This is a genomic window from Pseudanabaena sp. 'Roaring Creek' (assembly GCF_001402795.1).
GTDB lineage: Bacteria > Cyanobacteriota > Cyanobacteriia > Pseudanabaenales > Pseudanabaenaceae > Pseudanabaena.
In genome coordinates, this window is sequence record NZ_LIRE01000111.1 from 1 (window position 1) to 4,231 (window position 4,231).

The following is a 4,231-nucleotide window of genomic DNA, read 5'->3' on the forward strand; positions in this document are numbered from 1 at the left end:
ATATAGCTGTCGCCAAGTTTACTAGGACATAAACCCAAAGAACTAATTGACGGCGCTTCGCGCCGTCAATTAGTTCTTTGGGTTTGATTTGTCCTAATTCAAGTGACTGTAGCTATAACAAAGCTCAAAATGGCTTAGCCATTTTGAGCTTTGCTATTATGTCAACGCGGCAGCGCCACCAACAACTTCCAAAATTTCTTGAGTAATAGCAGCTTGACGAGCCTTGTTGTACTGCAAGGTTAAAGCCTTGATCAAGTCTCCCGCATTCTCACTAGCATTGTTCATTGCGGTCATCCTTGCGGCTAGTTCGCTAGCTACGGATTCTTGCAAAGCACGGAGAATCTGATTGCTGAGATAAAGAGGTAATAGGGCATCGAGAATTTGTTCGGGATCTTGTTCAAAAATTAACTCTTTGGGCAATTCCTTAACAGTGATCTCCCGCTTTTCGCGTTCAACTTGGAATTTACCGCCACGGGTAATTAGGCGGAAAATTTCGTCATCTTGAGGTTCTAAGCCTTGAGGCTCAAGGGGCAATAGGGTTTGGACTACTGGACGCGAGCTAATTAAAGACACAAAGCGGGTGTAAATCAACTCAACGCGGTCAATTACACCTGCTAAAAATGCTGAAGTAATTTCATCACCGATCGCATTGGCTTCCGCTGCGTTAGGGATTTGATTTAAGTTAGCAAATTTGGCTGTGATCGGTTGATCGCGGCGGGAAAAATACTGCACCGCTTTACGACCAACTAAAATAAAGGTGTAATTTAGCCCTTGTTCCTTTAGTTCTCTAGCACGGGCTTCAGCACGGCGGATAATAGTTGAATTATAGCCACCACAAAGACCGCGATCGCCAGAAATTACTAGAAGACCAACAGTTTTAACAGGACGTTTATCCAGAAGGGGCAGACTCACATCCTCAAAAGCGATGCGCTGCTGGAGACGATATAGAACTTGAGCGAGGCGGTCGGCAAAGGGACGGGTGGCAAGAACTTGTTGCTGGGCGCGTCTGACCTTTGCGGCGGCGACAAGACGCATTGCTTCAGTAATCTTGCGAGTATTCTTAACAGTGCCGATGCGATCGCGGATAGATTTGAGGTTAGCCATGAAACTAAATTGCTACTTGCTATTGAATACTATGGAAAATTGGGAATATCACAGAAGACACGTAAGTATCCTAAGTATCTTAATAAAAAATTGCGCCTTCAAACCGCAAACTAATATATATCCTTGAAATTGATTATCGTAGGAGTAAATGCACTTAAGCGCATTTACTCCTACAAATCCAGAAGCCAACTTTTAACTCCTCGATATGATCGCCTCCTCCCCTTCTTTTAACCCAATTTTTACGCTAAACAACCAAATATCTGATACTGATGCTAATTCTGATGAATTATTGGCAGATATGCTGGAAATTGCGGGACGTAAGTTCCGATCGCGGCTCATGACTGGTTCGGGCAAGTATTCTAACTTTGAAGTCATGCGTCAGGCGATCGCAGCAAGTGGTTGTGAAATTGTCACCGTAGCCGTGCGGCGCGTCCAGACCAATGCCGCTGGACATGAAGGACTTGCCGAGGCAATTGACTGGAGCAAATATTGGCTTTTACCGAATACGGCTGGCTGCCAGACCGCCGATGAAGCGGTACGTGTAGCAAGACTGGGGCGCGAGATGGCTAAAATTTTGGGGCAAGAAGATAATAATTTTGTCAAGCTCGAAGTAATTCCCGATCTGAAATATTTGCTGCCCGATCCTCTTGGCACTTGCAAAGCAGCCGAGCAATTAGTGAAAGAAGGGTTCGCTGTATTGCCCTATATCAATGCCGATCCCCGTTTGGCGAAAACCCTTGAAGAAATAGGTTGCGTCACAGTGATGCCCCTAGGTTCTCCCATTGGTTCGGGGCAAGGGCTGAACAATGCTGCCAATATTTCCATCATCATTGAAGAAGCTAAGGTTCCTGTGGTGGTCGATGCTGGTATCGGTGTACCCAGTGAAGCAGCCGCAGCCATGGAGTTAGGGGCATCAGCTTTATTGGTAAATACGGCGATCGCCTGTGCTAGCAATCCTGTCGCGATGGGACGGGCAATGGGGATGGCAACTGAGGCAGGTCGTGCAGCTTATTTGTCTGGTCGCATCCCTGTCAAACCCTATGCTAGTGCTAGTTCCCCCCTGACAGGACTAGTCAAGAGCTAGAAAAATAGCGCAAAGCGCTTTTTTTCTGGCTTGGTGTGTCTCAGACTCACCGAGGAGTCTAAGGTACTGTATTCTAGTATTGGCAAGTCTTACAAAGTAGTTAGCACCACTTAGGCTGGATTGTTTTTTGATAAGATTCTCTAGTATTTTTGCTATTTATTTCACTAAATATTTCACTAAATTCTTTAATCATGCTCAAACGCGCCGTCTCTACCTTACTTGTAGTATTTGCTTTATTTCTGACCAGTTGTGCTAGTACTCCTACGAGTGGTCTAGTACCATTTGCCGATAGCAAAGATGGCTACCGTTTTTTATATCCCAATGGTTGGACAGAAACTAAAGGCAACTCTGCCATTGATATCCTATTCCACGACATCATTGAACCCTCAGAAAACGTATCTGTTGCCATTAGCAAACTAGAAACCGTCAAAAGCCTTGAAGAAATTGGTAATCCTGAAGCAATTGGTTTGCGCTTAAAAGAGCGCGTAGTTGCCCCTGAAGGTTCTGGTCGCCAAGCCAAACTTCTCAGTGCAACTCAGAAAGAATCTGGCGATCGCAACTATTACACTTTTGAATATGCAGTTGAACGGTCACAGGGGGCTCCCCGCCACGATCTCGTGACTGTATCCACCAATCGTGGTAACCTCTACACCCTCAGCATTTCTAGCTCGGAAAGACGTTGGGATAAAGTCAAAGATTTATTTGCTAGAGTTGCCAAATCTTTCACCATCGACGAATAGCAACAGATAGCTTTGTAAGCTTTGTACAGCAATATGCCGCAAATTCTCATCATTGATGATGATCCAACGATCAGAATGACCCTTCAGAGATTTCTCAAGAGTCAAGGTTATGACGTGGTTATAGCAAAGGATGGCGAGGAAGGATTAATCAAAGCTAGAGAGCTAAATCCGTCTTTAATTATTTGTGATTGGATGATGCCCATCCTTGACGGGTTAGAGGTATGTCGCCAAATTAAAAGCAGCGTCGAACTGTCCCATATCTATCTCATTTTATTGACAGCGAGAGACCAAGAGGGCGACTTGGTGCGTGGGTTGGAAATGGGAGCCGATGACTTTTTGAGTAAACCGCCAAGGATCAATGAGTTACGCGCAAGGGTTAGAGCGGGGCTAAGACTCTATCAAGCAACTGAAGAAATCCAAAGGCAAAAGCGTTTAATTGAGCAAGAGTTGTCCCAAGCCTCGCAGTATGTGCGATCGCTTTTACCTGCACCGATCGAAGGCAGTATTTCGATTCAGTCGAGTTTCCTACCATCTACCCAGCTTGGGGGTGACAGTTTTGATTATTTCTGGCTTGATAAAAATCATTTAGCTCTGTACTTACTCGATGTATCGGGACATGGGGTTGGCTCCGCGTTGCTTTCGGTTTCCGTGTTAAATTTAATGCGGACGCGCAGCCTCAGACGGAGCAGGACATCTCAGGACACAACTAATTTCTACAGTCCCAGTGAGGTATTGCAGGATCTCAATAATACTTTTCAGATGTCTGTACATAATGAGATGTATTTCACGATCTGGTATGGGGTGTATGACAAGCAAGAACGCAAATTAATCTATGCCAGTGGCGGGCATCCTCCAGCCGTATTAATTTCTAATCAGGAAATTCCTAAAATTAAATTATTAAAAACGGCTGGACTACCCATCGGTATGATGCCTGATATTAATTACCAAGAACAGGTATGCGAGATTGATACGAGTAGTAGGTTGTATTTATTTAGTGATGGTGTCTACGAAATTCCCCAAGAAGACGATAGCATCTGGGGATTTAATGCCCTCATTGATACTTTTATTCGTACTCCTAGCGATCGCTCCTCAAGAATCGAGCATATATTAGCCTGTGTTAAAGAAGCAGCCCATAATCGTCCTTTTGAAGATGATTTATCACTTCTAGAGGTTGAGTTTCATATTTAAAGCAAAAGAGCCGTTTTGCGGCTCTTTTGCTTTATAAGTGTTTGTGCAAAAATTACCAAAACCCGTAAAGTTATGCCCCCGTAGGGGGCGCAACTTTACGGGTTTTGGTTTGTAA

3 protein-coding genes and 1 pseudogene are annotated in these 4,231 nt (G+C 44.5%); 3 read left to right on the forward strand and 1 reads right to left on the reverse strand.

The features are described from left to right. Nucleotides 1–156 precede the first annotated feature (156 nt). A complete protein-coding gene (locus AC805_RS03620; RefSeq protein WP_055074148.1) occupies nucleotides 157–1,104 on the reverse strand; it encodes a F0F1 ATP synthase subunit gamma in 948 nt (315 codons plus the stop codon). A gap of 295 nt (nucleotides 1,105–1,399) precedes the next feature. On the opposite strand from AC805_RS03620, the pseudogene AC805_RS03625 reads away from it, so the two are divergent. The 3 genes and pseudogenes from AC805_RS03625 to AC805_RS03635 form a co-directional block, all read left to right on the forward strand. Continuing rightward, a pseudogene (locus tag AC805_RS03625) lies at nucleotides 1,400–2,188 on the forward strand (thiazole synthase); the annotation flags it as partial. Between the two features lie 191 nt (nucleotides 2,189–2,379). Beyond that, a complete protein-coding gene (gene psbP, locus AC805_RS03630) occupies nucleotides 2,380–2,928 on the forward strand; it encodes a photosystem II reaction center PsbP (RefSeq protein ID WP_055074149.1) in 549 nt (182 codons plus the stop codon). A 33-nt stretch (nucleotides 2,929–2,961) separates the two neighbouring features. Next, the gene (locus AC805_RS03635) at nucleotides 2,962–4,116 is read left to right on the forward strand and encodes a PP2C family protein-serine/threonine phosphatase (RefSeq protein WP_055074150.1); all 1,155 of its coding nucleotides are present in this window, start codon (nucleotides 2,962–2,964) and stop codon (nucleotides 4,114–4,116) included. Nucleotides 4,117–4,231: the final 115 nt, after the last annotated feature.